Genomic DNA, 6,268 nt, shown 5'->3' with positions numbered 1-6,268 from the left:
GCTCCTATACAATATAATTATAAAAAATGAGAATGATCATGACGTCGAAACTGCTTAAATCTCTTTGCTGTGTATTTGCACTAAGCCTTGTGGGCTGTGGTGGAGGTGAGGTTTTTACTGCCTCTGCTAGTAGTGAATTTGCGCATGGCAATGAGCTATTAAGTGCCACGGCGCTTAGTGAAGATGCTAGTCACGCGTTAGTGGCAACCCAATCTGAGGTGTGCGTTTGGGATAATCAGTTAAAAGCGCGTCTATACGATTGTATAACAGGGCAGGGCGCTGAACATGTTGAGCTTGCGGGCTTTAGCGCCAACAAATCTCGTTTTTTCATTTCAAACCGGTTATCAGTGACTTTATACGATACTCGCACCGGGCGTAGTATTGGCACTTGGCTCACTGGGCAAGAAATCGCCAGAGACATCGCTATTTCAGCTGTAGGCGATACTTTGGTTATAGCCTATCGTAGCGGTAAGGCTGAGGTGATAAATACCCGCACAGGTGATACTAAGCGTTTTGATATTCATCGCTTAGATATTAATAGCGTGGCGTTATCGGCTGATGGTCAGTGGGCGTTTACTGGCTCGAGCGACAAATACGTAAAGCTTTGGTCAACGAGCGATGGCAGCACTCGCTTTGAAGAGCGTTTAGCTACTAGAGTAAATCACGTTACTTTAAATGATACAGCGAGCTTGGCCTTTGCAATTGATTCGGTTGATGATCGAGTATTTTTTGATTTAGCCAATAAAAAAGAACTATCAGAAGTGGCCTCATACGCTAATTTTATTGAGTTCACCGCATCGCAATTTATTAATCAAGATAAATGGCTATTAACGGGTTCGCCAAAAAAGAAGATGCGTTTATATCGCGTTGCAGATGGTGAACTAATCGCTGAATACGAAGCTAAACAACAGCGCCAGCGTACGTCAGTACTGAGTGTGGCATACGATGGTAACCTGCTATATTCAGAAACCAGTGACGGCCTACTGCAAGCTTGGCCATTTGATATAATAAGCAATTAAATAATAGCTAAAAAAAACGCCTACTTTAAGTAGGCGTTTTTTTAAAGTGCGATTAAATTAGTAATCAAACTTATGCTTGGTAAACAGGCTTTGCACTTGTTGCCAAATTGCACCTGGTTTGCCATCGCCAACTAACTTGCCATTTACTTTTACGACTGGGCCAACTTCTTTAGTGGCGCTGGTAATCCATACCTCGTCGGCATCAAGTAACTCTTCTTTACTAATAATGCGCTCTTGCACTTTAAAATCACTGTAACTGTGAAGAATATTGAGGATTAACCAGCGGGTGATCCCCGGTAAAATTTGGTTATCAAGTGGTGGCGTGCTGATCACACCATCTTTTACGATAAACACATTACTTGAACTGGCTTCGGTAATTTCTTCTAAACGATTAAATAGAATGGTTTCTTTATTACCCGCTGCTGCACCGTGTTGGTAATGGATCACGTTGCCAAGCAGTGCCGTTGATTTTATATGGCAACGTTGCCAGCGACGATCTTGCTCAAGTGATACGGTGTAAGTTGTTGCGCTATCGATGTCGCTTTTTGGCTCTGCCGGAATTTCAAAAGCAAACGCAAATACGGTCGGAGTAATATTGCTTGGGTAGCCGTGGGCACGTTTTGTATCAGCGCCGCGGCTCACATGCAAATAAATCCCTAGGTTGTCACCTTGGTTTTTTTCGCATAAATCATTACAGATTTTACGCCACGTATCGGCATTGTAATCGAGCTTAATTTCAAGCTCGTTTAAACCGTTATTCATACGCTCAATATGTGCGCCAAAGCCTAGCATTTTGCCTTGGTATGATGGGATCACTTCATAAATGCCATCGCCAAATAAGAAGCCGCGATCCATTGGTGAAATCTTTGCTTCATCAGCGCCAAGGTATTCACCATTTAGGTATACCGTGCCCATTGTTAAACCTCATTCTCTGTCGTAAAGCCGCCAAGTTGGCGAAGCCGAGTTATTAATTGTTGACCATGCATTGCATGCAGGCCGTCTTCGGTGAGCTCGTTTTTATGGGTGACACCATCGACACTACCGCGCTCACTTAGATAATGTAAAATATTGAGTGGCTCAATTTCAGCCAGCAAATCGGTGTTATGCCAGCGACTTAAAAAGGCTATCAGCCCGTACGCCGCCCAGTTAGATACATCGGCGAGTAAAAGCTCATCGCAAGGAGTTAAACAAGGAGTAATGTTTAGCGCTTGCATGTGCTGTGCAAGGTTACCCATGCCTATTTCGTTACCGCCATCACCAATCGCTATGGTGGGGCAACGTGCTTCTGTTACAAAAAAATCAAAGCAGCCGCAATGCTCAGAAATATCAATACCGCGCATATTGTAATAACGCTGATGCTGATTCAGCCCCGGGCGTTCTATTGATAAAACACAATCAGGTTTCAGCTGTGCAAGGGCTTTAATGCTAAAAGTGTGGGCATTATCAATGCTATTAATTGGCAGCTCAAAGCAGTTGAAGTCTTTTTTAAGGGCACTGTAAAGGGGGTTGCCAGTAACCAAAAGGGGCTGTTTACCAAGTTTTTTGAGTACTTTGTAAAGTGCAATCGCTCCAACTGGGCCGTCGGTTTCGAAGGTATTGTTGACTGCAAAGCCTGTACCAATCAATACAGTACCTTGTGCTTGATGAAGGTATTTCGCTGCGCGTAAATACGTACCCGTTAGTTGTTTTGCATATAAATGCTGCATACCACGCGGGTTTTGTTCAACCATCATGGTTTCAATTTGTTGGCTGAGCGCAGCGTCGCTTATGCTTGCTGACATAGTGCTTTGATCTCTTGAATGAGCGCAATACCCGCTTCATTATCGCCGTGCACACACAGGCTATCGGCATCAAGCGCAAGCTGCTGACCGCTTCGCGTTGTGACTGTGCCATGTTCAACTAACTGTCTAACCTGCGCCATTAGCGCTGGTTTATCGTGTACACTGCCAGCTAAAGAGCGCGTGACTAGTTTACCTTCGTCTGTGTATTGACGGTCGGCAAACGCCTCTAGAATGAGTTCTAGTTGAAGATTTTTTGCTTGTACTTTGTGTTCGGCTGCTTGGTTGGTGGCTAAAATCATTAATTTTAGTGGCTTTGCATAACTAGCCACAGCACGCATAACGATATTCAAGGTTTGCTCGTCACTCATCATATCGTTATATAAGGCGCCATGTGGTTTTACGTATTCGAGCGTTAAGCCATGTACCGCAGCCATACCATCAATTGCAGCAATTTGATAATGCAGGCAATTGGTAAGCTCTTTTTCACTCATAGCCATAGAACGGCGACCAAAGCCTTGCTTATCTGGGTAACTTGGGTGTGCGCCAATCATTACCTTGTGTTGCTTGGCAAGGGCTAGGGTGTTTGCCATCACATCGGCATCGCCAGCATGAAAACCACAAGCAATGTTTGCCATATCAATATGTGGCATAACTTGCTCGTCTAAGCCCATTTTCCACATCCCATAGCTTTCGCCAAGGTCGCAATTAAGTTTCATCGTCATTTATAACGCTGCCATTTTACTATTTGGAATATCAGTGATCAGCATGTGTCCTGGGCTATGCGTGATACAAAAATCAGGTGCTGCGTTGGCAATCGCAACTTGTGGAGTAACACCACAGGCCCAAAACACCGGTACTTCACCTGCTTTGATGGTAACCGCATCGCCAAATTCAGGCTTGTTAATATCTTTTATGCCAATTGCTACAGGGTCACCAAAATGCACTGGCGCACCATGTACACTTGGAAAACGGCTGCAAATTTGGATTGCCCGAATAGCATCTGCAGGTTTCATTGGGCGCATGCTAACGACCATATTGGCGTGGAAAATCCCCGCACTCTGGCAGGCCATATTGGTCACATACATAGGCACATTTTTTTGCTCGCTGATATTTCTGATCTCAAGACCCGCGGCAATAAGCGCTTCTTCAAACGAGAACGAGCAACCAATTAGAAAGGTGACTAAATCATCGCGCCAATGGCTTGTAATATCAGTTACTTCTTCAACCATTTGGCCATTTTTAAAGATGCGGTAACGAGGGAAGTCGCTACGAATATCTATATCTTCACCAACGGTTGGCATATCGGTAACGCCCGGTAAACGGCTAGTAGCAATAATCGGGCAAGCTTTCGGGTTTGCTTGGCTAAACTGCAAAAAATCAAACGCATATTGTTTAGGTAAAATCACTAAATTTGCTTGCACAAAACCCGGTGCAAAACCCGATGTATTTCCACTGTAGTCACCCTCACGTACCATTTTACGAATAGCCGCAGGAGTGGTTAAAGATGCATTTTTTTGCATGTGACTCTCCTTGAAGTTAACACTTGCCCATAGTTGCTACAATAACACTCAGTTCAGGTCATTAATAGTAACGGGCAGCTGCCCTTTAGCAGGGGCCTTCCCTAGTAAAACTTTTGCTAGCGCTGTGAATGCAGGACCAGCAATCTTTTCATCTGTATCTACATCTATATTGTAAGCATATGTGGCAAGTACAGCATCACCAAATTTTCCAAATTGAGCAATATCGTAAGGGGCACGTAAGCTTACAAATACGGTCTTCTTATGGGCTAATTTTGCTTGTTTTAGCAATGATTCTAATGCCGCAGATTGATCTGCTTTAGCAATTGCAAACTCTGGGTTATCAGCCAAATCGTCCATTCCACCTACTTCAACAGCACTTTGTTTTGGTGACGCATTTGCGGCAATGATTATATCGGCTTCGTTAATTTCTTTTAACGTGGCAAGCTTCTCATAGCCTTGCAAACTAGTGCAGCTAAAGCTGATTAACTTATCAGTGTTATCAACTAACGCCTGCTGTAGGGCATAGCACTTGCGGGTATCTGGCATAATAATATGCACTTTGCTGCCTGATTTAATGTCGAGTGGTAGGGTATTTTTTTCGTTTTTAACTTCGGTGATAGCGGCTAATGCTAATTCGGCTTCTACTTTTCTGTGACCTTGATCACCAAGTAAAAGCTGCGCTTTTTTGATAGCTGCTTCGTCGTCAAGTGAAGAGGTGAGTTTAAACTTCTCTTTAAGTCTTAAAATACGCGTTGCTGAAGCACTCATTTCGTCAGCATTTAAAGTGCCACGCTGTACTTCTTGCTCTAATCTGTCAATTAGGGCTTCAAGTACCGCCAAGTCTTTAGGGCTTCTTATTTCAATTGGCATAAGCGCAATATCAACACCCGCTGCAAAGGTATTTATCACTGCTTCAATTGGTTCAAAGAAGTGGCTAATCCCTGCCATATCAAGTGCATCGGTGATCACAACACCTTGATAACCGAGTTCATCACGCAATAAGTCGGTGATGATTTTGCGCGACATTGTTGCAGGTTTGATCATGGTTTTGCCTTCTTTACTGACAAACGTAGTGTCATCGAGGGCTGGATATTGGATATGTGCAGTCATGATCATACCCGGCTGTTGATTCTTAATAATTTCTTTAAATGGTGGTAGGTCTTGCTGCCAAATGGTTTCTTTATCATGCATTACCTTTGGCAAGCCTGTGTGGCTATCTACGTTAGTATCGCCATGCCCCGGAAAGTGCTTTAACGATGAAATAACGCCGTTATTTTCGAACCCTGCGACTTGTGCACCACCTAGTTTCGCAACCAGTTGCGGGTCTTCACCGTAAGAACGTACGTTAATAACAGGGTTATCTGGGTTCATGTTTACATCGACCGTGGGTGCATAGTTAACATTAACACCCAGTGCTAAAAGCTCGTCGGCGATAATGCGCGCAGACTCAGTCGCGAAGTATGTGCCATGTTCTTTGTAGGTTGCGCCAATCGACATATTACCTGTGAATGAAGTGCCTACATCACGAGGAATTCGGGCTACTCGGCCACCTTCTTGATCTATCGAAATAAACAGCGGTAAGCCTAACTCAGACTTAGCAGCAGCTTTTTGTAGATCATTATTAAGTTTGATCACCTGTGGCACGGTATCGATATTTTCAGCAAATAAAATCACACCACCAATGTTATGTTTAGTGATGATATTGGCTAAATCGGCTGGCAGCTGAGTGACCGGTGTACGGCATTTTTGCTCGCCAGGGTCTTGCTCACAGTAATAGCGCAGGTCGAGCATGAGCTTTTGCCCTAACTGTTGTTTTAAAGTTAATGCAGACTCAGCAAATGATGATTGTAATGGCATGAAACATCCTAATCCGATAACCAGTGACGATAGTGCAAACTTATTTAACACAGCAAGCTCCAAAGCAAAACGCTTATTTAGTTTTTAGAAT

Annotated in this window: 6 protein-coding genes; 1 reads left to right on the top strand and 5 read right to left on the bottom strand. The window is 43.8% G+C overall.

Annotated elements, in window-relative coordinates; translation table 11 throughout:
* The first annotated feature begins 38 nt into the window (after positions 1 to 38).
* Positions 39 to 1,019 carry a hypothetical protein gene (locus L1D46_RS19230; protein WP_168990048.1) on the top strand — a complete coding sequence of 327 codons (981 nt, stop codon included), beginning with the start codon at positions 39 to 41 and terminating at the stop codon, positions 1,017 to 1,019.
* A 57-nt stretch (positions 1,020 to 1,076) separates the two neighbouring features.
* Here the strand turns inward: L1D46_RS19230 and L1D46_RS19225 are convergent, their stop codons facing one another.
* From L1D46_RS19225 to L1D46_RS19205, 5 genes are read right to left on the bottom strand one after another with little or no spacing between them, the layout of a single operon-like run.
* The gene (locus L1D46_RS19225) at positions 1,077 to 1,934 is read right to left on the bottom strand and encodes an aminotransferase class IV (RefSeq protein ID WP_130052999.1); all 858 of its coding nucleotides are present in this window, start codon (positions 1,932 to 1,934) and stop codon (positions 1,077 to 1,079) included.
* Positions 1,935 to 1,936: 2 nt separating this feature from the next.
* On the bottom strand, positions 1,937 to 2,800 hold the full coding sequence (locus tag L1D46_RS19220) for a glutamate cyclase domain-containing protein (RefSeq protein WP_130052998.1): 864 nt from the start codon (positions 2,798 to 2,800) through the stop codon (positions 1,937 to 1,939).
* Positions 2,785 to 3,516: a 5-oxoprolinase subunit PxpA gene (locus tag L1D46_RS19215; protein ID WP_130053044.1), complete on the bottom strand. Its 732-nt coding sequence runs from the start codon at positions 3,514 to 3,516 to the stop codon at positions 2,785 to 2,787. The genes L1D46_RS19220 and L1D46_RS19215 overlap by 16 nt, the downstream gene beginning before the upstream one ends.
* A gap of 6 nt (positions 3,517 to 3,522) precedes the next feature.
* On the bottom strand, positions 3,523 to 4,320 hold the full coding sequence (locus tag L1D46_RS19210; RefSeq protein WP_130052997.1) for a putative hydro-lyase: 798 nt from the start codon (positions 4,318 to 4,320) through the stop codon (positions 3,523 to 3,525).
* 48 nt (positions 4,321 to 4,368) lie between these two features.
* Entirely contained in the window at positions 4,369 to 6,177 is a 1,809-nt protein-coding gene (locus tag L1D46_RS19205) for a glycoside hydrolase family 3 protein (RefSeq protein WP_130052996.1), read from the bottom strand.
* Positions 6,178 to 6,268: the final 91 nt, after the last annotated feature.

It is taken from the genome of Pseudoalteromonas sp. Isolate3 (assembly GCF_022398505.1).
Taxonomy (GTDB): Bacteria; Pseudomonadota; Gammaproteobacteria; order Enterobacterales; family Alteromonadaceae; genus Pseudoalteromonas; species Pseudoalteromonas apostichopi.
Note: the sequence above shows the minus strand (reverse complement) of the source record. Positions and strands in the feature narration are given on the sequence as shown.

Excerpts from the sequence above, each read along its gene's own strand:
- L1D46_RS19225 (WP_130052999.1), bottom strand. The coding sequence starts at position 1,934 with ATGGGCACGGTATACCTAAATGGTGAATACCTTGGCGCTGATGAAGCA.
- L1D46_RS19215 (WP_130053044.1), bottom strand. The coding sequence starts at position 3,516 with ATGAAACTTAATTGCGACCTTGGCGAAAGCTATGGGATGTGGAAAATG.
- L1D46_RS19230 (WP_168990048.1), top strand. The coding sequence starts at position 39 with ATGACGTCGAAACTGCTTAAATCTCTTTGCTGTGTATTTGCACTAAGC.
- L1D46_RS19220 (WP_130052998.1), bottom strand. The coding sequence starts at position 2,800 with ATGTCAGCAAGCATAAGCGACGCTGCGCTCAGCCAACAAATTGAAACC.
- L1D46_RS19210 (WP_130052997.1), bottom strand. The coding sequence starts at position 4,320 with ATGCAAAAAAATGCATCTTTAACCACTCCTGCGGCTATTCGTAAAATG.
- L1D46_RS19205 (WP_130052996.1), bottom strand. The coding sequence starts at position 6,177 with ATGCCATTACAATCATCATTTGCTGAGTCTGCATTAACTTTAAAACAA.